This window comes from Burkholderia aenigmatica (assembly GCF_048627025.1).
Classification (GTDB): Bacteria; Pseudomonadota; Gammaproteobacteria; order Burkholderiales; family Burkholderiaceae; genus Burkholderia; species Burkholderia aenigmatica.
Genome location: NZ_CP184469.1, coordinates 1,928,015 through 1,950,796, shown reverse-complemented (window position 1 = coordinate 1,950,796; position 22,782 = coordinate 1,928,015). Strand labels below are relative to the sequence as shown.

Genomic DNA, 22,782 nt, shown 5'->3' with positions numbered 1-22,782 from the left:
ATGAGCACCGCGCAATTCTCGCCGAGCCGTATGCAGCGCTTCGCGGGCTTCGTCGGCGGAGAGATTCGCCCGTACCCGGGGCGCATGAACGTGATGCTGCGCTGCGTGCTTGCCAGCGCAATCGTCATCGTTGCGTCGATGGCGCTGGAGGTGCCGTTGCTGGCGGTGTCGCTGATCGTGGTGTTCTTCGTGACGCAGGCGAACGTCGTGGTGACGCGCCTGATCGGCATCCTGTTCGTCGTCGGTTCGACACTCGCCGTCGGCAGTTCGATCCTGGTGTTCAAGTTCACCTACGACTATCCGCTGTTGCGGATACTGCTGGCGGGTGCGTTGTTTTTCTTCAGCGTCTACATGATGCGGGTGGCAAAGATCGGCGTGGTGTTCTTCATCGTCGCCATCATCGTCATTTACTCGCAGACCTTCGTCGATCGAACCGATCAGGCTGAACTGCTGGTACGCGCGGTGCTGTGGGTATGGGTCGCGGTCAACTATGCGATCGCAGTGACGCTCGTCATCAATACGCTGTTCCTGCCGGCGGAACCTGTGCATCAGCTTCGAGCGGCCCTGTGCGGGCAACTCAACGCCGTCGACTCGCGTCTGGCCGCGCTCGAACAGCGTGCACCGACGGTGGGTGGCCCAACGGCACGCGACATCCAGGTCGGTGCGCTGACGCTACAGAAATTGCTCCGCTTTGCGACGATGCGCGACCCTGTGTATCGCTCGAGCCAGGCATTGCATCTCGCCCGCGTGGCGACGGTGTCGCGCCTGTACGCGGCGGCGGGCCATCTGCCGGGCTCTGCCACGGGATCGGCGGCCGATGCGCTTCCGGTGCTGCGCGACGCCGTTCGGCGCCTGACCGAGGCAGCTGGGACGGGCGCCCGTTTTGTTGCGCCGGACGCGCTGGTTGGACTGGCGGCGGAAGGGTTGCCGGGTGCGCTGGCAGAAATGCGCGACGCTTTGCTGATGTTCTCGGACCGGTCGGCCGCCCCGCCTGAAGCACAGTCCAAGGCCGAGAAGGAGCGCATGTTGGTGCCGGATGCCGTCACCAACCCCGTTTACGCGCAGTTCGCACTGAAGACGCTTATGGCGGCCATGTGCAGCTACGTTTTCTACGTCGCGACCGACTGGCAAGGCATCCATACGATGATGCTGACCTGCCTGATCGTCGCGCAACCCAGCCTCGGCGCATCCGCGCAGCGTGCCGTACTGCGGATCGGCGGCGCGGCGGTCGGCAGCGTGCTGGCGCTCGCGATGGTCGTCTGGGTCATGCCGCATCTGGACGGCATTGTCGGCTTGCTGATGATGACGTTGCCGGTGATCGCACTGGCCGCGTGGGTATCGGCGGGTTCGGAACGCATTAGCTACGCGGGTACGCAGATCATGTTTACGTTCTCGCTCGCCGTGCTCGAGCATTTCGGCCCGACCACGAATCTCACGGAAATCCGGGACCGGATGATCGGGATTCTGCTCGGCGTTGTCGTGTCCGCGGTAGCTCATGCGTTTCTATGGCCAGAGGCCGAGGGTGAGGCGCTGCGTCAGCGGGCGGCGAAGCTGCTGCGCCGGATTGGTACGCAACTTCGCTCGGATACGACCGGGCCGGTGCCGGTCGGGCTGTGGGCGGAACTGGGCGACAGCGAGGCAATGTCGGCACGTGTCGCGCTCGAGCCGGGCTGGCAGATGGCGGACGGCGAGCACGAAGGCCTGACCTTGCGGGTGCAGACCCTGCTGGCTCATACGCGCGAAATCCTGTTGGCGACCGATGCGTTCGGCGCGGAGCGGGATGCACAGCACCTACCGGCCGAGGTTGCTGTCGCGACGGCAGCGTTCCAGGCCGAACTGGCCGGTGCGCTGGACAGTTATGCAGACGCGCTGGTCGAGCACCCGTTGACGATAGACGCGCCATCGCGTGCATCGATTGCAGCTCTCTCGGATCGCTGCACGGAGGATCTGTCCGGCCGGCGGGGCGATGCGTCGCAGACGGCGTACGACCGACTGCTGACCCGCGCCGGCGATCTCGCCGGCCAGATAGCAGGGCTGCCCGCCTGGGCGCCAGAACCCGTCGCTTCAGTATTGACTTCCCGAGCTTCCCAAGCATGACCGATTCGTTGATTCGACCTTCCTGTTCATCGTTGCGCCGCATAGCCGTCGCGGTGCTGCTGTGCGGGCTGTCCGCATGTGCGCTGATTCGTCACGACACCAAGCCCACGACGACACTCGATCCGGATCGGATCCGCATCGCTGACGACATCCACCTGGCGCGGGACGGCTGGCCGTCGGCGCGCTGGTGGACGCGCTACGGCGATCCGCAGCTCGACGCGCTGGTCGGTCGGGCACTGGCCGATTCGCCGACGATGGCGATCGCGCGCACCCGCGTATCGCAGGCCAAATCCGACGTCGATCTCGTGAAAGCGGGGACCAATCTGCAGGTGAGCGCGCTCGGGTCGGTCGATCGGGAGCGCGTGTCGAGCAACGGCTTCTTGGGCGCCTATTCCGGCAATCAGCCGCTGCTGGGCGCGACCGGGCCGTGGTACACGGAAGGCATCGTTGGCCTGAGTGCAAGCCTCGATATCGATATCTGGGGCAAGCAGCGTGCGCAGGTCGAGGCCGCGCTGGGTATGCACAACGCGCGGGTGGTCGAGACTTCGGCGATCGAGCTGGAGGTATCCGCCGACGTCGCGCAGCTCTACTACGGTATTCAGACGACCTATCGTCTCATCGGTCTGCTGGAACAATTGCATGACGTGGCTGCGTTCTCGATGGATGCACACGCCGCACGCGCGGCCCGTGGGCTCGAGCCACAGACGCAGGCGGAACTCGCCCGCGCGCAGAAGCTGGCGACGGAGCGGCAGCTGGTGGCTGCTCGCGGGCGCATCGTGCAGTTGCGTGAAGCGCTGCGTGCGCTGCTCGGTGCCGGGCCAACGGATCTGCCGGAGATCACGCCCGTGCCGTTGCCGCAGCCGCCGTCGTCGCTGCCGTCGACGCTGTCGTATGAACTGCTGGCGCGGCGCCCGGATTTGCAGGCGATGCGCTGGTATGTCGAAGCGTCGTTCGACAAGATCGACGCGGCGAAGGCCGCGTTCTATCCGAGTTTCGACATCAAGGCATTTTTCGGCGTCAACGCGCTGCATCTGGGTGACCTGTTCACGCATGCGAGTCAGCAGATCAATCTCGTCCCCGGCCTTTACCTGCCGGTATTCGATGGTGGCCGACTCAACGCGAATCTCGGCAATGCGCGCCATGCGAGCAACCTGCTGATCCTGCAATACAACCAGTCAGTCCTGAACGCCGTGCGCGACGTTGCCACGACGGGCAGCCAACTGCAGGATCTCGACGCTGAAGCGAAGCTGCAGACGCAGAAGATCCAAGCCGTGACGTTTGCGCAGGACAGCGCCGATGCGCATTACCGTAGCGGGCTGGGCAGCCGCTTGACTGCGGAGGAAGCGAAGCAGGCCGTGCTTCTGGAGCAGGTCGCACTGCTCGATCTCGACGGTCGTCGGATCGGCCAGGACATCGCGTTGACCAAAGCGCTCGGTGGTGGCTACCGGTCGGATGCGCCGGTTGTCCTCAACCCGAGGTAATGCCGTTCATGTTCGAACAGTCACTACGATCGCCCGTTCGTGATGTGCCGCGTGAGGTCGACGGCTTTCGCACGATGATGGCCGTTCAGATCTCGATTCGGAACGTGCTGAACGACAGAATGCTGACGGCGCTCGGGGTTCAGTTCTCGCAGGGCAACGCGCTGGCCCATCTCGCGCGCAGCGAAGCGACGTCATGCCAGGAGCTTGCGAAGTCGCTCGGCTGCGGAACAAGCCGCCTCACACGACTTGCCCAGGATCTGGAACGTCGCGGGCTGATCGTGAGGCGTCGGGATGGCCGGGACCGCCGCACGCTGAATCTGTCGCTTACGTCGAAGGGGCGAGAGATCGCGGAGCGGGTTCCGCCCGTCGTCGAGGAGGCCGAGCGGATCGTGCTGGGACGATTGTCGGAGGAGGAACGGATGTTTCTCAGACGATTTCTCCGGCGAATCATTTGCGAGATCGAGGCATGAACGGTTACGCCCCGATTGCGCCACGCCAACGGACGCCGATGCGTGCGTCGTCGATCCGTGGTCCATGGCCCGAAACCTGTAGAGCGAGTGTCGCCACATGTCTCGCACCGCATTGATCGCTTGCCATACCTGCGACACGTTGCTGCGCAAGCTGCCGCTCGCCGGGAACACGCAAGCGCGCTGTCCGCGTTGCAATGAACTGCTTTACCGAGGCGGCGTTTCGAAGCTCGACCGCGTCTGCGCGCTCACGCTGGCCGCGCTGATCACGTTCGTGATCGCGCAGGGTTTTCCGATCCTCGAAATGAACGTGAACGGCATGCACGTGCAGACGACGCTGTTGGGTGCGGTGCGGGCGCTGTGGGATCAAGGTATGGGCATCGTTGCCGTGATGGTGTTCTGCGCGACGCTGCTGTTTCCGCTCACCGAGATGGCAGCGCTGCTGTACGTGATGCTGCCGCTGCGCGCCGGCCGCATTCCGCGTGGTTTTGGCACGGTGTTGCGCGCGATCGGATTGGTGCGCCCTTGGGGGATGATCGAGGTATTCATGCTCGGCATCCTCGTCACGATCGTCAAGATGGTGAGCCTTGCGCAGGTGGTGCCTGAAGCGGCGCTGTTCGCGTTCGCGGCGCTCACGCTGATGTTGACCGTCGTCGTGATGTTCGATCCGCGTGCACTGTGGGATCTGGCTGACGAACTGCGCGGCGACAACCACGCCGGCGACGAGGCGACGATCCAATGAGGACGACGACCGCTGCCCGTGAAGGCATGGCGAGCTGCCACGTCTGTGGCCAGGTTCAGACGCTTGCCGTCGATCGGCGTGAGGTGCCGGCCCATTGTGCGCGCTGTGGAAGCATGCTGCACCAGCGCTTCCCGAACAGCCTTGCACGCACCTGGGCGTTTCTGCTTGCGGCAATGATCCTGTACATCCCCGCCAATCTGCTCCCGATGATGCGTACGTCGTCGATCGTCGGCTCGCAGTCGGACACGATCATGAGTGGCGTGGTGTATTTCTGGGTGTCGGGTGACTGGCCGCTCGCGGTGGTCGTGTTCGTCGCCAGCATTCTCGTGCCGATGCTCAAGCTCTGCGTACTGCTGATCCTGGTCATCACCGCCCAGTGTCGTTCCACTTGGCGGCCGATGCAGCGCACCACGCTCTATCGGGTCGTCGAGCACATCGGCCGCTGGTCGATGCTCGACATCTTCGTCGTGACGCTTACCGTCGCGCTCGTCCACTTCCGGTCGCTCGCCGTCATCACCGCCGGTCCCGGCGCGCTGGCGTTCGGCTCGGTCGTGATCCTGACGATGCTCGCGTCGTTGCAGTTCGATCCCCGTCTGATCTGGGATCCCGTTGAAATCTCTGGAAATCACCATGAATAGTCCGCAAGGCCCACAACGCGATTCCAATCCAGGTGCCGGCCAACCACCGACCATTGCCGATCCGGCGATCGCGAAGCGCGCCGGTTGGCTGCCGTCGCTCGTGTGGCTTGTGCCGCTGATTGCGGCGCTGATCGGCATCGGTCTCGTGGTCAAGTCGGTGCGCGAACGAGGCCCGGAAATCACGATCAGCTTCGCCAATGCGGAAGGGCTCGAGCCCGGCAAGACGCAGGTGAAATACAAGGATGTCGAGGTTGGCACGGTTGACGCGATCCGTCTTGCAAAGGATCTTTCGCATGTGCTGGTCGACGTCCGGCTCAAGAAGGAAGCCGAAGACTTCGCAGTGAAGGGGTCGCGCTTCTGGGTCGTGCGCCCGCGCATTGGCGCGACCGGCGTATCGGGCCTCGGCACGTTGCTGTCGGGCGCATACATCGGCGTCGACGCGGGCCGTTCGCAGGATAGCGAGCGCGCGTTCAGCGGCCTCGATACACCGCCTGCCGTGACGGGCGACCAGCGCGGTACGCAGTACACGCTGCGCGGCGATTCGCTTGGCTCGGTCGATATCGGCTCGCCCGTGTACTACCGGCGCGTGCAGGTCGGGCAGGTGGTCGGCTTCTCGCTGGACAAGCTCGGCACGGGCGTTACGTTCACGGTGTTCGTCAACGCGCCGTACGACCAGTACGTTCACGAAAATTCGCGCTGGTGGCAGGCGAGCGGCGTCGATCTGCGTCTCGATTCGAGCGGCCTGAAACTGAACACGCAATCGCTCGCCACTGTGATTCTCGGCGGCATCGCGTTCCAGTCTCCGGCCGATCAACCGCCTGGGGAAGTGGCTGCGCACGACACGGTATTCCAGCTGGCATCGGACGAGGGGCAGGCGATGCGCGACCCCGACGGTGAACGCGTGCCGGTCGTGATGAACTTCAATCAGTCGCTGCGCGGACTCGCGGTGGGTGCGCCGGTCGACTTCCGCGGCATCGTGCTCGGCGAAGTGACCAACATCGGCATCGACTACGACGCGAAGGCGAAGAGCTTCAAGATGCCGGTGACGATGAATCTGTATCCGGAACGGCTCGGCAAGAGTTTCCGGGACGCGATTCGCAGCAAGGGCGAACCGGAACGTCGACAGATCCTGCAGCGACTCGTCGAGCACGGGCTGCGCGGCCAGCTCCGCACTGGCAACCTGTTGACCAGCCAGCTATACGTCGCGCTCGATTTCTTCCCGACGGCGCCGGCCGTGAAGCTCGATGTCAGTCACGAGACTGTCGAACTGCCGACCGTGGCGAACACGCTCGACGAGCTGCAGTCCCAGGTGGCCGACATCGCGAAGAAGCTCGACAAGGTGCCGTTCGACCAGATCGGTGCAAATCTGAACAGCGCGCTGTCGAACGCCGACAAGCTGTTCAAGCAACTCGACACGCAGGTCGCGCCACAGGCACGCGACACATTGTCGGCGGCGAAGCAGACGTTCACGGCCGCCGAGGCGACGCTGCAGCAGGACTCGCCGCTGCAGTCCGACGTGCGCGGCGCGCTGAAGGAGCTGACGCACACACTGCAATCGCTGAATGCGCTCGCCGACTATCTCGAGCGTCACCCCGAATCGCTGCTCAAGGGCAAGCCAGGAGATCAACAATGACGACACGCGTGAACGGCTTCTCGAGCGGCGCTGCGGCTGCCTTCGCCGTGCTGGCGCTCGCCGCGTGCAGCTCACCCCCCGCGAGGTTCTATACGCTGAGCCCGGCCGACGCTGCGGCGCCCGTGCACACCGCGCCCGCCAACCCGCCGTTCCTGATCGAGGTGCCGTCCGTCGGTGTGCCCGAGCAGGTCGCGAGGAACCAACTGGTCGTGCAGAAGAACGCCGCGCAGGTGGATGTGCTCGAGCAGGAACGCTGGGCATCCCCACCCGCCGACGAGATCCGTCGTGCGCTGTCCGATGATCTTGCCGCGCGGCTCGGCACGATCGACGTCGCGAACTCCGCGACTCCACCCGGCGTGCCCGTGTACCGCATCAGCGTGAACGTGCAGCGCTTCGAGTCGTGGCCGGGCAAGCGCGCGGCGGTCGATGCGGTGTGGAGCGTGCGCTCGCTCGCCACGCAGGCCGTGATGACCTGCCGCACGAGCGTCGCGGAACCGGTTGACGACGGCTACGACGCGCTCGTGGTCGGCCACCGGCGTGCACTCGCGGCACTGGCGAGCCAGATTACCGGGGGTGTCGAGGCGATTGAAACGTTGCGTATCAGATTCGTGAAAGTGCCTGTCTCTGGACAATCCAGGGCGGTGAATCTGTCACAGGCTTCGACTGTGCCTTGCCTCAATTTATCGCGCTGAACGCGACCATCGGGCTGATGCCGAAAAGCGCGGCCCGGCTGTAGACGCCATGCAGGCGTGGCACGGGACCATGACGTGACGAAAGTACCGTCGATTTACCGGGCGATGCAATCGTAAAAAGGAGACGTTATGGACCGCCTGGTGGCTATGAAGGCCTTTGTTCGCGTGGTCGACTGTTTGAGCTTCACCACGGCGGCCAGACATCTGCATCTCGCGCCAGCCACCGTATCGCGCCTCGTTCAGTATCTCGAGAAGCAGGCCAACGTGCGCCTTCTGAATCGAAGCACGCGCACCGTCAGTCCGACTGAAGAGGGCCGTGCCTACTACGATGCCTGCGTTCGCGTGTTGGAACAGATCGACAACATGAACGCGGAGGCTGCAAACGCCGGGTGCGCGCCGGAGGGGCGGATCAAGGTCGGACTTTCCTCCGCGATTGCGAAGAGTGTGCTGATTCCCGCGCTGCCGTCGCTGCTTGATGCGTTTCCGAAACTCGATGTGGAGATGGCGATCTCCGACAACCCGTTCGATTTCGCAAAGGACGCGGTGGATTGCACGATCCATATCGGTACCGTACGGGAGAACAGCGTGATCGCGAAGGGAGTGGGGTGGATCGATCGAATCATGGTTGCGTCGCCGGCCTATCTGGCGCGCTACGGTGAACCTCGTAAACACGCAGAACTGAAAGACCATATGACCGTGGCAGCCGCATGGGATGACGGAACTGGACTGAAACCCTGGGAGGTCCATGTCGGCGGTAAAGCGGCGCCGATTGTGATGAAGAGCCGGATCATGGTGAACGACGCGGATGCGGTCATTTCGTGCGCGCTAGCAGGACTGGGCATCATCTCGGGCTACCGCTTTGCGCTCCGCTCCTATCTTGACGATGGCTCGCTCACGGAGATAATGCGAGGCAGCTTCGCGGAGGCGAAGCCGGTGAGCATCGTGTATTACCCGAGTCGCCATATGCCAAACAAGCTACGCACTTTCATCGATTGGTTCAAAGCAGTATTCGAAGAGGCGATCGAGGATTCCGGTCATTCCCCCCGGTGATCCCGGGAAGCAGAAAACAAGTGGTCGTTGTTAGCTGTTGCTTTGGCTTCAACTGGCCCCAGGCGGGCTGTCTTTGCGGGCGACGACAATCAGTCGTCCGGGCGTCTATACGGAGAATAGCGAAGGCGGTTGTGGCCAAACGCCCTCGACACAGACGTATCGCGCGGGGATCCAGCAGTCCGACTTGCCGACGCTACGTCGCTCGGTGCCGGGACGGTGTTTCATCAGATTCCGCCGCTTCACCGCGATCGGCCAAGGTGACGCCCAGTGCGCTCTGGACAGCCTCGAATCGCGAGCTGACATTGAGTTTCTCGAAGATATTCTTCAAGTGCCACTTGATGGTTTCTGGCGCAACGCGCAATGCACGTCCGATTTCCTTATTGGAAAGACCATGAGCGATATGGCCCAAGATTTCGATCTCGCGAGAACTGAGCAGGTCTCGGGCCGTGCGCGATTGGTCGTCGCTCGTCGGTATCCACTGTTCTTCGAACGCGGCGAGCAGTCGATCCAGAAAGGCTTTTTGAATACCTGCAAGATCGGGCGTATCACGCGCCCATTTCCTGAGCAGGTGCAGCAACGGCTCGCCCTCGTCGACGAAGCTCCCGATCATATCGTTTGCCTGCGCATAGCGCAGTGCGTCTTCCAGTGCCTTGAATGCCGCGTCACACGTGTTGTCCTGCAGGAGCGCCAACGCGCGCAGTAGGGATATCCGGGCTTCGTGGTACTTCATCCCGGCCTGGGCTAGCGTGCTTCTCAATGCGTCGAGCCGCTCGACAGCTCGGCCCGGCTGACCGGTCGCAATTTCGAGCCGTGCCTTCACCTCGCACCAGCTTGCCCACGTGATGATGAAGCTGCCCATCGGCATCGGAATCTGCTCTGGCATGAGCGGATCGAGCGCATCAGCGGTTTCTCTTGCTCGATCGATCCAGCCACGCTGAAGACAGAGCCGCACGATGTCGGCATCGCACGCTGCACGCAAGCGCAGCCAGCTTCGGGTGATGGCGATTTCGGTCGCCTGTGTCAGGCAGAGCAAGGCAGACGCAATATCATTTCTCCTCGCATACAGTCGGGCAGCGGTACGACAGAAGTTCGACAGTGAGCCGAGCGGACACGCTTCCGCCGCGATGGTCGACCGGTCGTCGATCAACTGCCATGCGCGGGACAAATCGTTCTGTTCGTAGCAAACAGCAGCCAGATAGCCGGCTGGCACCGCTGCCGCCGCGGAGTTGCGGAATACGTTTGCTTCCGCATAAGCGATGGCGGAGGAGAACAACGCTTTGGCCTCCGCCAGGCGGCCGCACACGAGCATGTTCAGCCCGAACATGCATTCACGATAGACGCTCGCGTAGAGACATTCGGGATCGTCAATCCTGATTCCGGATCTTTCGAGCCTGATGTGCTCAACCTCGTCGAAGCGACCGGCGTAGATCAGGCCGAAGATGTGGGCCGTCTCCCCGATTCGCCTGACCCACGCCGACAGCGGCAATGGCGAGGCTGCGACTTGTCCCCCGAACTCGAGCGACTGACAGCTGTCGTCTCCAAATCCGGAAATCGCTGCGTCTACCGCAGTCAGCTCGATGGGGAACGTCGAGTTTCGTTCATCTTCAATTTGCGCGCTGTCAGTGCCGCGGTGCGAGAAGTCGGCTTTCACGGGCCGCAACACCTCGTCGGCTTCCGAGACGCGCATCAGGAATGCCAGCGCCCAGGCTTTGGCAAGCTGCAATCGTATTCTCGACTGCACCAATTGAGGTGGAAGCCTGCCGATCAAACTCAGTAACGCGCTGATGTCGCTACGATCCATCAACGTCATCGCGCAGCTTTCGACCCAGGTCGCTGCCTGTTGCGTCTCACCGGCAGCCAGGGCATGACGCACGGCGTCCTGCCATTGGCGCTTGTTCGCGAACCACTGACTGGCACGATGATGAAGTTTCGGCAGATCGTCGGGTAGCTGCCGGGCGGCTCGCCGTCTGAGCGCGTCGGACAGCAGTGAGTGATACCGGAACCATTGCCGTTCGTCGTCGAGCGATCGGATAAACAGGTTGTTCCGCTCCAGCCAATCGAGTTTTTCCCAACTATGGGCGTTGGCTCCGATGATGGCATCACACAATTCGGCATTCATGCGATCGAGAATCGACGTCCGAAGCAGAAATTGATAGACGGCGGACGGCAGGCGCGTAAGGACGGCTTCGTCGAGATAGGCGTCGATGCCGAATCGGTTGCCGGTGAGATCGTGCGCTACCTTGATTGTGTCCGGTTCACCCTTCAGCGACAGTGCTGCGAGCTGCAAACCTGCAATCCATCCCTCGGTTGCTTCGTGCAGTAATTCGACGGCGGAGCGGTCGAGCATCGCGTTGCCTGCATGCGCGAAGAACGTTTGTGCATCGTCGGCTGAAAAGCGCAGGTCGGAAGCGTCGATCCGCTGCAGTTGGTCCTGGGCCTGGAATTGTGCAAGTGCCAACTTGGGTTCTCCACGCGCGCCGAGCAAGACGTGAAAATTCTCAGGCGCATAGCGCAATAGTCGTAGCACGACCGCGCATACCGCGGTGGATGTGAGACGGTCGAAGTCGTCCAGGATCAGGAAGACCTGTTTGCCGCAGATGGCGATTTCGTTGAGCAGAACAGAGATGACGATTCTGCTCGGGGTCAACGGATCCTTGCGCAGCAATTTTTCGGCTTGTTGCCCGACCCCCCGCGTACCTTGGCTCAGCGAAGCGACGAGGTAGGCGCCGAACTGATCGGGATCGTCATCGTCATTGTCCAGACTGAGCCAGGCGACGAGCTGGTGGCGCGCGCGTAGCACTTCGCACCATTCGGACAGCGTCGTCGTTTTTCCGAATCCCGCAGGTGCGGTAATCAGGGTAACCGTGTGTTCGGCCGCCGCGGCCAGCTTTTTCAGCAGCGTGCGGCGCGACACTCGGCACCGCGGCGGACGCGGTGGCGCCATCTTCGTTTGTATTAACGAAAGATTCCAGATGTGCTCGTTAGAATCGGTCGGTGACGTCATTGCAATCGGTGCGAAATTCACCTTGTCATGATAATAGGTGCCGTAGTCAGGACGGTGAGGGTTTTCCCACGGGAGGGGACGCTTACCTTCCTTCCCCCCCAGTGTTCGGCTTCTAACCCCCCCTTCGCCAGGCACACGCGCCTCCCACCTGCCCGTAGTCTTTCAGTCAGGTTCACGCCCACGCCGCTCGACAACGCGTTCATCGCATTGCGTCGTGCTGGTAGGGCGCGATTCGTCAGGTCAAGCGTTTCCCAACTGTCCGTCGAGGAATCAATGGTAGCTACCGCTTCGCTGATCGACCAATCGTCGTCGGCCTACGCCTATCCGCTGCTGATTAAGCAACTGTTACATACGCCCCTCGCGGTTAGCCCGGAGCAGGAGATTGTTTACCGGGGACAGGTGCGGCACAACTATTGGACGCTGCGTCACCGCATCGGGCAAGTGGCCAACTACTTGCAGGCATTGGGCGTAAGACCGGGAGACACGGTTGCTGTCATGGACTGGGACAGCCATCGCTATCTGGAGTGCTACTTCGCCATCCCGATGATGGGTGCCACGCTGATGACGGTCAACGTCAGGCTGTCGCCGGATCAGATCGCATACACGTTGAATCATTCTGGCGCGTCCGTTCTGCTGATCAATGCGGAGTTTCTGTCTGCACTCGACAAGATTCGCGGAGAACTACGTCACATCGATCGGTTCGTGCTGATTGACGATAGCGGAACGGTCGAGGTGCCCGCATATTTCGTGAACGAATACGAAGCGCTGCTGGAAGAAGCGTCACCGGAGTTCGATTTCGCCGACTTCGACGAGAACACGCGGGCGACGACCTTCTACACGACTGGCACGACGGGTGCGCCGAAGGGTGTCTATTTTTCGCATCGACAGATCGTCCTTCATACGTTGGCGACCATGGCTGCTCTCGCCAGCTCGCCGAGGCAGGGGCGCATCGATCGGGACGATGTCTACATGCCGATCACGCCGATGTTTCATGTCCATGCGTGGGGCATGCCATACATTGCGACCGTTCTCGGAATCAAGCAGGTGTATCCCGGGCGCTATTTGCCGGAGACGCTGCTGGAGTTGATTCGACGCGAGAAGGTCAGTTTTTCACACTGTGTGCCGACCGTCATGCAAATGTTGCTGACCCATCCCGCCGGAAAGGATATCGATCTGAGCGGGTGGAAAGTGATCATCGGCGGTTCGGCGTTGCCAACGGGGCTCGCCCAACTCGCGCTGGCGCGCGGCATCGACATTTTCGCGGGCTACGGCATGTCGGAGACCTGTCCGGTTCTGACCTTGGCGCAAGTCAAGACATCGATGCTCGATGACGAATCGCAGTCGGTCGATATCCGGACGAAGGCTGGCGTGCCGATCCCGTTGGTCGACCTGCGCATCGTCGATACCGAGATGCACGATGTCGCGCACGACGGCAAGACGCCTGGCGAAGTCGTCGTGCGCGCCCCGTGGCTGACGCAAGGATACCTCGACGACCCGAAGGCGTCCGAGACGCTCTGGGAGGGCGGGTATCTGCATACCAACGACATCGGGGTTGTCGACAGCGACGGGTATTTGCAAATCACGGATCGCATCAAGGACGTGATCAAGACGGGTGGCGAATGGGTGTCTTCGCTCGAGGTCGAGAGCCTGATTTCTCGTCATCCGGCTGTCAGTGAAGTTGCCGTCGTTGGCATCAAGGATGAGAAATGGGGAGAGCGGCCGCTGGCGCTGGTCGTGCTCAAGCCTGACGGCGTCGCGGACAAGAGCGCGATTCAGGAACATCTGGCCGAGTTTGTTGAACGCGGGATGATTTCCAAATATGCGATTCCCCAATCGATTCTGTTCGTCGAATCGTTGGAAAAGACCAGCGTCGGAAAGATCAACAAGAAGGCATTGCGCAGCCTGTACGCGAACGCGTGACCAGTCGGTACCCGCCAGGGTCGGCCTGCATGCCTGACATGGCGAAATCAAAAGAAGGCATTCACCGCTTCGTCTCGTCATGGGCGGCGACGGTGAATCAGCCTGTAAAACTGGAGACGGAAGAATGACAACAGTGCTCGATTCGAGAGACTCGTACGTGGTGCCGTTCGTGCGGTGCTTCGCCCGGTGATGCGTCGTCGGCCGAATCCATTTCACTAACCTGCATCAGTTTGCAACGAGAGCGATATGACTGGCATAAGCGCGGGCCTCGACGGCATTCAGCAATTGATTGGCAAGGAACTTGGCGTGTCTGCTTGGGAACAAGTCGACCAGGCGCGTATCGACGCGTTTGCTCACTGTACCGGCGACCATCAGTGGATTCACATCGACCAGAACCGCGCCCGGCGCGAGAGCCCGGTCGGCACGACCATCGCGCACGGTTATCTACTGTTGTCCTTGATTGCGCCGACTTCGTTCGAGGTCTTCATCAAGCCCGCCGGCGTGAGCATGGCGCTCAACTACGGGCTCGACAAGGTTCGTTTTCTGACGCCCGTGCCGGCCGGCGCACGTGTACGCAATCGCATCACGTTGCTGTCGGTTGACGACAAGGGCGCAGGCAGAACGCTGCTGGTCACGGAGAACGCATTCGAGGTCGAAGGCGAAACCAAACCGGCCCTCGTCGCGCAAGCGCTGACGATGGTGCTCAGGTAAGTCGGGAGCAAACGAATCATGGCGACTCGAAAGAACGATGACAGCGCGACACCTCAATCGCGCGACTCCCATGATGATCTTGGCGCCGCAGCAGCCGATCGCGTGCTGGGCCCGAATCCCTTTGTCGGCCTGCGTGGGCGGGATGTAGTGGTTGGCGCGAGTGAGCTCGCGATCGCCGCGGCCAGGAATCCGTCGCTGTTGCTTGAGCAGGAAGCAGCGCTCATCCGTGAGCTGACGGCCATCCTGATTGGCAAGTCCGACGTCGTGCCGGATGCGTCGGACAAACGGTTTCAAGAGCCCGCGTGGACGTCGAATCCGCTCTATCGAGCGGTACTGCAGGGACACCTTGCGTGGTCTCGTGCGCTCGGTCAACTGGTCGAGCATTCGGGGCTGTCCGGCAGCGCCCGGGAGCGAGCGCAGTTTGTCGTATCGATGCTGACCAGCGCGGCGGCGCCGACCAATACGTTGCTCGGCAACCCGGGCGCACTCAAGCGACTCATCGATACGGGTGGCGCGAACGTCGTCTCGGGTGTGCTGAATATGCTGAAGGACGTCGCGGTCAATGGGGGGATGCCCGCCCAGGTCGATACCGGTGCGTTCAAGGTCGGTAAAAATCTTGCGCTGACGCCGGGGGCCGTCGTGTTCCGCAACGAAGTGCTGGAACTGATTCAGTACAGTCCGGCTACCGAGTCGGTGCATGCGCGCCCGCACTTGCTCGTTCCACCTCAGATCAACAAGTTCTACGTATATGACTTGGCACCGGGCAGGAGCGTGGCCGAGTTTCTCGTGAAGCACGGCTTCCAGGTATTCATGGTCAGTTGGAGAAATCCCAAGTCTACCCAACGGAATTGGGATTTCGATACATACGTCAAGGCACTGATAGAGGCAATTGCGGCGATACGTGACATCTCCGGAGCCGAGGACGTCAATGTTCATGGCGCGTGTTCCGGCGCCATGACGATCTCTGCGTTGCTGGGGCATCTCGCGGCATCGAATCAGCCGCTTGTCAACGCGGCGACGCTGATGGTGGCCGTGCTCGACAGCCGTGCTGAATCGCAATTGGGGCATTTCATCGATGCCGATACGATTGCGCTCGCAAAAAAAGGATCGGCCGCGAAAGGTGTGCTCGAGGGCAGGGAAATGGGGCGCGTTTTCGCGTGGATGCGCCCAAACGATCTGATCTGGAATTACTGGGTCAACAACTACCTGATGGGCAATGCCCCGCCGGTATTCGACATCCTGTACTGGAACAACGACACGACGCGATTGCCAGCCGCATTCCATGGCCGGTTGCTCGACATCTATGCGAACAACCTGCTCACCACGCCATCGGCGATGACCGTGCTCGGCACGCCGATCGATCTGTCGAAGGTGACCTGCGACAAATATCTGCTCGCAGGTACTACCGACCATATCACGCCGTGGCAAGGCGTGTTCAATACGTCGAAGGCGTTTGGTGGTGCGAATGAATTCGTATTGAGCTCGAGTGGACACATCCAGAGCATCATCAACCCGCCAGGAAACGCGAAGGCGAAGTTTCTTACCGGGAGCCATTCGGCCGAGGCCGCGGATGAGTGGTTGGCCGGAGCAACCAGCAACGCGGGTTCATGGTGGGGCCATTGGGCCGAGTGGCTGGAAGCCAGATCCGGGCCTAAGCGCGAGGCGACGGAAAAGCTCGGCAGCACGAACTACCCAAAACTTGACACTGCACCTGGACGATACGTAGTTGAAGGTTAGTGAAATCCTCGATTCTGATGATATTGCCTTTTTTTTGACCGCCACGGAGGTGAACCATGGATAACGCTTCTCAACTATTTGACGACATCGTCAAGCTGGTTAAGCAATACAACGTCCCAGGCATCCAACTCGATGCCATTCTGAGTTCGAGGCGCAAGGATCTCGAAGCGATGCTGGAAATCGGGAAGACGCTGCAAGGCGGTGGTCAGTCGATCGCGCAAAAGCAGGCGGAGATTCTGCGTACATCCCTCGAGGATTTGCGCAACGTGCTGACCGCGCAGACGAGCGCGGAGCGAGACAAGGTTGCCGCCGCGAACGAGACGATTCAACGCGCGTTCGGCAATGTCAGTGAACTTGTCCAGATCGCGCTGCAGTCGCAGTCCGCTGCATTCGACACGCTGCGTGCGCGGACGGAGGCAAGCCTTGCGGAGTGGCGCGCGTTGTTGCCGATCGATATCGGACGGCCTCAAGGAGGGAAGGAATGAGCGATCGCCATTCCAGCGGCACCGAGTCTCCGGGCGAAGCGTGTCGGATCGGGGAGGCGGAGGTCAGGACGCTGGAGGTGGACGGCCAGAGCCTGAAAGTCGTCATCCGAACGGGTTCGCTCGAGGGCGCACCGCTGTTGATCTTCAACGGCATCGGCGCAAACCTGGAATTGCTGGAACCCTTCACCACCGAACTCACGGGCATTGAGACGATCGCCTTCGACGTGCCGGGCGTCGGTGGATCGCCCGCACCGACCCTGCCTTACCGATTCTGGGGACTGGCGCGGCTGATCAACCGCATGATGCTGCAGCTTGGCTATGACGGGCAGATCGACGTGATGGGTATTTCTTGGGGGGGAGCGCTCGCGCAGCAGTTTGCCTTCCAGTTTCCGGGGCGGTGTCGGCGCTTGGTACTGGCGGCGACGTCTCCGGGCGTGCTGATGGTGCCGGGCAAACTGTCGGTGCTCAGCAAGATGGTGAATCCCCGCCGCTACTCGGACGCAAGATTTCTCGAACGGGTGGGTGCCGATCTGTACGGTGGCGCCTTTCGCGATCACCCTGAACGGTTGCGCGAACACGGCCGCCATTTGCGTCCTCCCCGCGGCCGCGGCTACCTCTATCAACTGCTTGCGGCCTGGGGCTGGAGCAGCCTGCCGTGGTTGCCGATGCTGAGCCAACCCACGCTGGTGATCGCGGGCAACGACGATCCAATCATTCCGATGGTGAATGCCAAAGTGCTTGCCACGATGATTCGGAAAGCGAAGCTGAACGTCGTCGATGATGGTCATCTGTTCATCGTCAATCGACCTCAGGAGATCGCATCGATGGTCCGGCAATTTCTGTCGGACGAGGTTGCGTCGAGCCCGCCACTGCCAGCCCTGCACGAGGGCGAGCAGTGACCGTGTTATCAGGACGTGCACGGGAATTGCAGACCGATGCGCGGCAACAAGGGTGTTAATGAAAATAAAGATCGGAGTTTGGAGGATCAGAATGAAATCGACATGGCGTCAGGGAGCATTCGCTTTTTGTGTTGCAGGATCGCTGGGGGTAATGTCCGGAACGGCGCATGCGCAGAGCAGCGTCACGCTATACGGCGTGGTCGATGCGGCGCTGCTGTATACGAGCAAATCGTTGAATACGCACACGGGGGCAAATGACGGCCACAAGTTTGCGATGATCGACGGGGCTGCGTCGGCGTCGCGATTCGGCATGAGAGGCGTCGAAGATCTCGGTGGTGGAATGAAGGCGACCTTTGTTCTCGAGAGCGGCATAGATATTTCGAATGGCGGCTTCGGTAATTCGAACGGCAATATGTTCGGCCGTCAGGCGTGGATCGGATTGAGCGGAGATTTCGGGACGGTCAAGGCAGGTCTGCAATACTCGCCATTCGTGCTATCGTTGATTTCGACTGACCCGCGTGATATCGCATATTTTGGCAGCGGCGCGGTCCTATACGTCGACAACGTGCTGGTCACGGGTCTATTCAATCAGAATGCCGTTTCCTATACCAGCCCGGTGATTGCAGGCTTTCAGGGAAGCGCGATGTTCGGACTTGGCGGGAAGGCGGGGGACTTCCAGTCGGGAAGGCAATATTCAGCCAGTCTGAAATACCAGTCCGGCGGGCTCCTGGTTACGGTCGCGCTTTATAGCGGTAACGCGGGCGGCACGGCAGGTACGCCGATTCCCAGCACCGTGCCGTTTACCGGACGGACCATTGGCGCCGCGTATAGCTTCGGTAATTTGACCGTTAAAGGGTCATATGCGCTCTACAAAGTGAGTGGGTCGTTTGATAATCGGGTGTATGGAGCCGGGGCGAGCTACACCATTACACCTGCAGTCGAAGTCGACGCGGGTGCCTGGTTCACGAGCGACGGCAACGATACGGGGAATCGATCGATCCTGGCCGCGACGGGGTTGAAGTATTTCCTGTCGAAGGCGACGACCATTTATGGACAGGTCGCGATGGTCCATAACCACGGCCAAATGAACACGGGACTGTCGATTAATGGTGCTTTGCACGAGGTGCCCGGAACTTCGGTGGGTACCACGGTGGGCCTTCGCCATACCTTCTAGGTAAAGGTGCAGGGTCCTGACGCCGCATAAGTGTCGAATCGCGCTGCGTCCATCGAATATGTGGTCTCGATGGATGTCTGGCCGCCTTTCCTACCCGCTTCCAGCTGGTGACCGTCCGTAGAAATTCTGCTTCGTGTCTGAGGATGGCTGGCGGTCTAAGCAAGCAGCGGATTCGCCCTCGTGGGACGGACACGCCAGCGTGGCGACCAACCGTACGTGGTAATACTTTGCCTGGAGTTCTACGCGCTTGAATGATGTTTTCTTGCACGCGGCGTGCTATTTGCTGTGCGCGGACGGATACCGGCGCGGAGTCAGGAGCTTATCTCGGCGTGTCTTAACCCCCGCGCAGCTGTCGCAGCGTTGCACTGTCTGGTACGCACCCAAGCCGGTCAATGCCCGTTGGGCACGGTGGCAGCGGCCCTACACTGGGGGGCAGTGGGTCGAATTACGCGCGTTGATCGATGCGTTAGCCTATGCGTTGGGCATTGAGGATAACCAGCTATAACGCTCGTGTTGCCAGGGGATTGGCGTCCACAGGGCGTCGAAGGACGTCTCCTACGGCTGCAGCGCCCATGCAGGAACGCCGGCGTCAAGCACCTCACTGCGGTTCGCGAGATAGAGCTGTTGCGCGCGCGGGTTGCCGGATGCGTCTGGGGAGTAGTCAACATGCCAATGACGTAAAAAATATCCCACCAGGCAGGCACGAAGCGTGACAGTCTTGGCGCCGCCTTTCATGTCATAGTCGGCATATGTAGTTTCCGGGTGAAGGGCCCGGGGATGTGGGGTAAGACGTAATACTATTTCGGTGTTCCAGTCACGATCTATTGACAAGTCGACATCAGAACTGCCACGTTCCTCGACACTCGCGAATCGCGTGAGCCCGAAATCCCGAAACTCTTCCTTTTCGTGGTCGAAACACCGAATGTGCCAGCGTAGGCCGTCATTCACGAGAGCTAGCGGTGAGAGTTTTCGGGAGTGAGATCCAGTAGTTAGTGAGGTGTACTCAGCAATAACAAACTGTCGCTGATCGATAGCGCGGGTGAGAGTCGCAGCGATTTCCAGCGGAACCTGACGCTTGATGCTTGTGCTTACCCAACCAGGGATTCGCTTTGTTCTCGAAGGATCGAAATCGACAGCGCCGTCGCCCGCTAACGCATGCAGAGCCTGCTCGACGTTGTGTTCGAAGTATGGCTGTCCGCCGTCAAAAACGTAGCATTTCCGGCGCAGGTCGTATCTCAGCACCGAAGGGGCTAGCTCTGCATAGAGCGATAGGTCCTTGGTTGCAGCAGGCTCGCTAATCCCGAACCGGAAAGTCAGGTCCTTCCTGCTCACTTGTCCAGAAAATAGGGCCAGAAATTCGATGTAGTACAGCCGCTCGCGCTGGGTGTCTCGGGGCAAGTTCATATAGGTGTTCCTCCGCACCGCATTGTAGGCCAAGATTGATTTTATGTCGTCGCTTAAAATACGTGGTCATAAAAAGTAGTTGCATTTTCCTTTCGCGCCGATAAAATGGTTCCGTCGGCCGTGGATGGCGGCCGATCAGCATCGAGAGACGCTGCCGGCGATCTATCAGGAAAAGCGACTATGAGCGAGCATGACCAGAAGGGTGCGCACGAACAGCGCGGCCATGAAGACGGTTCCAAGCACGGTCACCATGGTGACCACGCGCATCACGGCCATCATGATCATGGCCACCAACCACCGCCGAACCCGCCGGGGCGGCCGGACCCTGGATCGGGTGCGCCGAAGCCCCCTGGTCATCGGCCGGTGGGTTAATCATGGAAGCCTGGTGGGACCGCTATCCGGCTGCGCTCTCCAGGGAGAAGGAGGCGCTGGACCGACTGGGATATCGTTGGTCGATTGACGCCGCTGCGACGGAGGCGGGGCAGCTGGTGGTACATGTTGACGTGCCGCATGGAGATGGGGTGTTGGCACTCACGGCCAGTTACCCGGATATGTATCCATACTTCGTGCCAGCGGTGACGACGGATTCCGGTCAGTTTCAGCGCCACCAGCACCCTCTCGGGCAAAATCTGTGCCTTTTGGCGCGAGAGGGTGAGGAGTGGCGTCCCGGACACGATTCGCTGGCGACGCTTATTCAGGAGCAACTGCCAGCGATTTTGGAAGTTAACGACAGTAGCGCAGCTGCTGAGGCCATCGCGAAAGCAGAGGATCATGTTGGTGAACCTTTGTCGTCGTTCTTGCCGTATGCGGTGGAATGTGCGGTCATCGTTCCGGACGAAACCCCGCCGGCGGAGGTGTCAGCAGGGCGGCTTAACCTACTGCTTCGTGCTGCGCCTCCCGGATGGTCGGATCGGTGTTTCGTCAATGGCGTCGTTGCGTCGATGAGCGACATGCACAACAAGCCGCTCGTGACTTTCGCGGCGAAGATACCGGCCTTCGCAGTCCGTTCGAACGGTTTTTGGCTGAGGCTGGAGAGAAGGCCGGAGATCAGTTCCTTCGAGACCGCCACGCAAGATGTATTCCGCCAGATAGAAGCTAAGCTTCCCGAACTGGGAAAAATGCTTTCGTCTGCGAAGCGGGGCGACGTCATCGTAGTTGGTGTGGTTTATCCTGACGAAGTGTCCTGGCGGCACGCCGCGGATGACTGGATATTCTTGTCCGTGCGTGTGACGCGAGAAGCAAAGCGATCGCGTCAGGCCGACGTTCGCGTGGACTTTGTGCGAGCGGATTGGGGAGGCCAGCAAGCTTGGCTGCGGCGCGCGCCATTTTTGACACCGATGCGCGACAAGGCTGCATTGATTGTTGGGCTAGGCAGCTTGGGATCACCCGTCTGTCTCCAACTGGCAAGGGCAGGAATCGGCCGGCTTGAACTCGTCGATTGCGACAACTTGCAGGTCGGAAATACGGTGCGGTGGGCGTTGGGATGGCAGTATGCGGGGCTCCAGAAGACGACCGCTCTGGCGTCACACATCGGCAATGAATATCCATACACGACCGTGCGTGGCTGTAATCTTCGCATCGGAGTGCCCTCACTCCCGGGAGACAATCGCGTTTCTGATTATGCGATCCTCCGGCAACTGGCGACCGAGGCAGATATTGTCATCGACGCAGCCGCGAATCACCGGGTAAGTCACTTCCTGGCCGATCTCGCTCGTGAACTCGGGAAGCCGTATGTTTGGCTGACGACGACGCACGGCGCTGCAGGCGGCATCGTTGGTCGAATCAGGGCGGGCAGTTCGAACGGCTGTTGGCATTGTTTTCTTCGCGGTCTCGAGGATAAAACGATCGGACTGCCGGCAGATGCCGGCACAGACGAAATCCAGCCCGGCGGGTGCTCCCAACCCACGTTCATTGGTGCAGGGATCGATAGTGATGCGATCGCCAACCTCGCCAGCCGTTTGGCGGTCGCGACTCTATGTTCGGGAGCGCATGACGGATATCCAGACTTTTCGTGGGACGTCGCGGTTGCCGATATCCAGAGAGAAGGGATGTCAATTGCGCCCGATTGGACGACTCATGTTTTGTCTGCGAGACAAGACTGCTTGGTCTGCAGCTCGCGGGTATGAGCCCGCTTTGGATTGACGCGCCCGCGTTCGACGAGATGCTTGATGAGGCTCGTCGCGCGTATCCGCTCGAAACGGGGGGCGTCCTAGTTGGATATGTCGCCAGTAACAATGAGCCGGTTGTTCAGCACATTATCGGACCGGGACCGGCCGCCCGGCACAAGCGCCAGCGTTTTCATCCCGATCATGACTGGCAGTGCTATCGGCTCGACGATATTTTCGAGGCATCATCGGGACACGCGGTTTATCTGGGAGACTGGCATACGCATCCTGATGGAAGGCCACATATGAGTTGGCTTGACAGGCGAACACTACGCGGCATCGCCCGACATCGAGAGGCAGGGCTTGCACGCCCATTGATGCTCATCGGCGGCGGCGGGCCCGAAGATTGGGAGTGGCGAGTGCATCGGTACGTCAGCGATTGCATGGCCGGTTTCGACATTCGGTACGACGTGCTCGATATTCGGGCATACGCGGCCTGATTCGGTGCGGCTCGGTGCCTGGCTGCCGATGCCTTGACGGCAG

General features: G+C 60.9%; 18 protein-coding genes. 16 read left to right on the top strand and 2 right to left on the bottom strand.

Annotated features, from left to right (window positions below; translation table 11 throughout):
• The 8 genes from mdtO to ACN8ZM_RS25640 all read left to right on the top strand — a co-directional run bounded on the left by mdtO (nt 1) and on the right by ACN8ZM_RS25640 (nt 8,800).
• Nucleotides 1-2,097 carry a multidrug efflux transporter permease subunit MdtO gene (mdtO, locus tag ACN8ZM_RS25675; protein WP_420211127.1) on the top strand — a complete coding sequence of 699 codons (2,097 nt, stop codon included), beginning with the start codon at nt 1-3 and terminating at the stop codon, nt 2,095-2,097.
• Complete coding sequence (locus ACN8ZM_RS25670) at nt 2,094-3,578, top strand: MdtP family multidrug efflux transporter outer membrane subunit (RefSeq protein WP_420211126.1); 1,485 nt, start codon at nt 2,094-2,096, stop codon at nt 3,576-3,578. The genes mdtO and ACN8ZM_RS25670 overlap by 4 nt, the downstream gene beginning before the upstream one ends.
• Before the next feature lie 8 nt (nt 3,579-3,586).
• Nucleotides 3,587-4,048 (top strand): MarR family winged helix-turn-helix transcriptional regulator, encoded by a 462-nt coding sequence (locus ACN8ZM_RS25665; RefSeq protein ID WP_321812421.1) that lies wholly within the window; start codon nt 3,587-3,589, stop codon nt 4,046-4,048.
• Between the two features lie 97 nt (nt 4,049-4,145).
• On the top strand, nt 4,146-4,787 hold the full coding sequence (locus ACN8ZM_RS25660) for a paraquat-inducible protein A (protein WP_175689078.1): 642 nt from the start codon (nt 4,146-4,148) through the stop codon (nt 4,785-4,787).
• Nucleotides 4,784-5,425 carry a paraquat-inducible protein A gene (locus tag ACN8ZM_RS25655; protein ID WP_175689079.1) on the top strand — a complete coding sequence of 214 codons (642 nt, stop codon included), beginning with the start codon at nt 4,784-4,786 and terminating at the stop codon, nt 5,423-5,425. The genes ACN8ZM_RS25660 and ACN8ZM_RS25655 overlap by 4 nt, the downstream gene beginning before the upstream one ends.
• The gene (locus tag ACN8ZM_RS25650; RefSeq protein WP_234621191.1) at nt 5,418-7,058 is read left to right on the top strand and encodes an intermembrane transport protein PqiB; all 1,641 of its coding nucleotides are present in this window, start codon (nt 5,418-5,420) and stop codon (nt 7,056-7,058) included. The genes ACN8ZM_RS25655 and ACN8ZM_RS25650 overlap by 8 nt, the downstream gene beginning before the upstream one ends.
• Nucleotides 7,055-7,750, top strand: a complete 696-nt coding sequence (locus ACN8ZM_RS25645) for a PqiC family protein (RefSeq protein ID WP_420211123.1) — start codon at nt 7,055-7,057, stop codon at nt 7,748-7,750. Before ACN8ZM_RS25650 ends, ACN8ZM_RS25645 begins: the two co-directional genes overlap by 4 nt.
• 129 nt (nt 7,751-7,879) lie before the next feature.
• Complete coding sequence (locus tag ACN8ZM_RS25640) at nt 7,880-8,800, top strand: LysR family transcriptional regulator (RefSeq protein WP_175689082.1); 921 nt, start codon at nt 7,880-7,882, stop codon at nt 8,798-8,800.
• A gap of 193 nt (nt 8,801-8,993) precedes the next feature.
• Here the strand turns inward: ACN8ZM_RS25640 and ACN8ZM_RS25635 are convergent, their stop codons facing one another.
• Nucleotides 8,994-11,714: a LuxR C-terminal-related transcriptional regulator gene (locus ACN8ZM_RS25635; protein ID WP_420211122.1), complete on the bottom strand. Its 2,721-nt coding sequence runs from the start codon at nt 11,712-11,714 to the stop codon at nt 8,994-8,996.
• Between the two features lie 363 nt (nt 11,715-12,077).
• On the opposite strand from ACN8ZM_RS25635, the gene ACN8ZM_RS25630 reads away from it, so the two are divergent.
• The 6 genes from ACN8ZM_RS25630 (at nt 12,078) to ACN8ZM_RS25605 (ending at nt 18,730) form a co-directional block, all read left to right on the top strand.
• On the top strand, nt 12,078-13,724 hold the full coding sequence (locus ACN8ZM_RS25630) for a fatty acid--CoA ligase (protein ID WP_321812425.1): 1,647 nt from the start codon (nt 12,078-12,080) through the stop codon (nt 13,722-13,724).
• Nucleotides 13,725-13,970: 246 nt separating this feature from the next.
• Nucleotides 13,971-14,435 (top strand): MaoC family dehydratase, encoded by a 465-nt coding sequence (locus ACN8ZM_RS25625; RefSeq protein WP_234621186.1) that lies wholly within the window; start codon nt 13,971-13,973, stop codon nt 14,433-14,435.
• A gap of 18 nt (nt 14,436-14,453) precedes the next feature.
• Nucleotides 14,454-16,172 (top strand): alpha/beta fold hydrolase, encoded by a 1,719-nt coding sequence (locus ACN8ZM_RS25620; protein ID WP_321812426.1) that lies wholly within the window; start codon nt 14,454-14,456, stop codon nt 16,170-16,172.
• Between the two features lie 56 nt (nt 16,173-16,228).
• A complete protein-coding gene (locus ACN8ZM_RS25615; RefSeq protein WP_175689087.1) occupies nt 16,229-16,657 on the top strand; it encodes a phasin family protein in 429 nt (142 codons plus the stop codon).
• Nucleotides 16,654-17,556 carry a poly(3-hydroxyalkanoate) depolymerase gene (gene phaZ, locus ACN8ZM_RS25610; RefSeq protein WP_420211121.1) on the top strand — a complete coding sequence of 301 codons (903 nt, stop codon included), beginning with the start codon at nt 16,654-16,656 and terminating at the stop codon, nt 17,554-17,556. Before ACN8ZM_RS25615 ends, phaZ begins: the two co-directional genes overlap by 4 nt.
• Before the next feature lie 151 nt (nt 17,557-17,707).
• Nucleotides 17,708-18,730, top strand: coding sequence for a porin (locus ACN8ZM_RS25605; RefSeq protein WP_420212674.1), 1,023 nt, complete (start codon nt 17,708-17,710; stop codon nt 18,728-18,730).
• Nucleotides 18,731-19,285: 555 nt separating this feature from the next.
• Here ACN8ZM_RS25605 and ACN8ZM_RS25600 read toward each other — a convergent pair.
• Complete coding sequence (locus ACN8ZM_RS25600; protein ID WP_420211120.1) at nt 19,286-20,134, bottom strand: WYL domain-containing protein; 849 nt, start codon at nt 20,132-20,134, stop codon at nt 19,286-19,288.
• A 374-nt stretch (nt 20,135-20,508) separates the two neighbouring features.
• Between ACN8ZM_RS25600 and ACN8ZM_RS25595 the strand changes: the two genes are divergently transcribed.
• Together ACN8ZM_RS25595 and ACN8ZM_RS25590 are read left to right on the top strand one after the other, a co-directional pair.
• On the top strand, nt 20,509-22,260 hold the full coding sequence (locus ACN8ZM_RS25595) for a ThiF family adenylyltransferase (protein ID WP_420211118.1): 1,752 nt from the start codon (nt 20,509-20,511) through the stop codon (nt 22,258-22,260).
• Complete coding sequence (locus tag ACN8ZM_RS25590) at nt 22,257-22,739, top strand: Mov34/MPN/PAD-1 family protein (protein ID WP_420211117.1); 483 nt, start codon at nt 22,257-22,259, stop codon at nt 22,737-22,739. Before ACN8ZM_RS25595 ends, ACN8ZM_RS25590 begins: the two co-directional genes overlap by 4 nt.
• Nucleotides 22,740-22,782: the final 43 nt, after the last annotated feature.

Bases quoted from the DNA above. Each gene is read 5' to 3' on its own strand.
- ACN8ZM_RS25650 (WP_234621191.1), top strand. From the start codon at position 5,418: ATGAATAGTCCGCAAGGCCCACAACGCGATTCCAATCCAGGTGCCGGC.
- ACN8ZM_RS25630 (WP_321812425.1), top strand. From the start codon at position 12,078: ATGGTAGCTACCGCTTCGCTGATCGACCAATCGTCGTCGGCCTACGCC.
- ACN8ZM_RS25615 (WP_175689087.1), top strand. From the start codon at position 16,229: ATGGATAACGCTTCTCAACTATTTGACGACATCGTCAAGCTGGTTAAG.
- ACN8ZM_RS25620 (WP_321812426.1), top strand. From the start codon at position 14,454: ATGGCGACTCGAAAGAACGATGACAGCGCGACACCTCAATCGCGCGAC.
- ACN8ZM_RS25605 (WP_420212674.1), top strand. From the start codon at position 17,708: ATGTCCGGAACGGCGCATGCGCAGAGCAGCGTCACGCTATACGGCGTG.
- ACN8ZM_RS25660 (WP_175689078.1), top strand. From the start codon at position 4,146: ATGTCTCGCACCGCATTGATCGCTTGCCATACCTGCGACACGTTGCTG.
- ACN8ZM_RS25625 (WP_234621186.1), top strand. From the start codon at position 13,971: ATGACTGGCATAAGCGCGGGCCTCGACGGCATTCAGCAATTGATTGGC.
- ACN8ZM_RS25595 (WP_420211118.1), top strand. From the start codon at position 20,509: ATGGAAGCCTGGTGGGACCGCTATCCGGCTGCGCTCTCCAGGGAGAAG.
- mdtO (WP_420211127.1), top strand. From the start codon at position 1: ATGAGCACCGCGCAATTCTCGCCGAGCCGTATGCAGCGCTTCGCGGGC.
- ACN8ZM_RS25590 (WP_420211117.1), top strand. From the start codon at position 22,257: ATGAGCCCGCTTTGGATTGACGCGCCCGCGTTCGACGAGATGCTTGAT.
- ACN8ZM_RS25655 (WP_175689079.1), top strand. From the start codon at position 4,784: ATGAGGACGACGACCGCTGCCCGTGAAGGCATGGCGAGCTGCCACGTC.
- ACN8ZM_RS25600 (WP_420211120.1), bottom strand. From the start codon at position 20,134: ATGAACTTGCCCCGAGACACCCAGCGCGAGCGGCTGTACTACATCGAA.
- ACN8ZM_RS25670 (WP_420211126.1), top strand. From the start codon at position 2,094: ATGACCGATTCGTTGATTCGACCTTCCTGTTCATCGTTGCGCCGCATA.
- ACN8ZM_RS25640 (WP_175689082.1), top strand. From the start codon at position 7,880: ATGGACCGCCTGGTGGCTATGAAGGCCTTTGTTCGCGTGGTCGACTGT.
- ACN8ZM_RS25645 (WP_420211123.1), top strand. From the start codon at position 7,055: ATGACGACACGCGTGAACGGCTTCTCGAGCGGCGCTGCGGCTGCCTTC.
- ACN8ZM_RS25665 (WP_321812421.1), top strand. From the start codon at position 3,587: ATGTTCGAACAGTCACTACGATCGCCCGTTCGTGATGTGCCGCGTGAG.
- phaZ (WP_420211121.1), top strand. From the start codon at position 16,654: ATGAGCGATCGCCATTCCAGCGGCACCGAGTCTCCGGGCGAAGCGTGT.